This is a genomic window from Achromobacter sp. 46006 (assembly GCF_059761975.1).
The window spans coordinates 1-294 of record NZ_JCBANN010000154.1; the positions used below are offsets into that span (position 1 = coordinate 1).

Annotated in this window: 1 protein-coding gene; it reads left to right on the forward strand. The window is 63.9% G+C overall.

From position 1 onward, the window contains the following. A partial coding sequence (locus tag AC6LKG_RS26605; protein ID WP_498170002.1) for a VCBS domain-containing protein occupies window positions 1-294 on the forward strand: 294 nt, incomplete at both ends.

Here is a 294-nt window from a genome sequence, read left to right on the forward strand (position 1 = left end):
CCAGCGACACCCACACCTGGACCGTCAGCAACGACGGCAAGGGCCAGTACGGCACCTTCACCGTCGACCAGAGCGGCAACTGGAAGTTCGAGCTGGACAACAGCAGCGACAAGGTCCAGGCCCTGAAAGACGGCGAAAAGGTCACCGACACCATCACCGTCACGGTCGATGACGGCAACGGCGGCACCGCCACCAAGACCATCACCGTCGAAATCACCGGCACCAACGACACGGCCGTCATCACCCCGAACCAGCCGGGCGACGATGCCGGCTCCGTCAAGGAAGACGGCAACC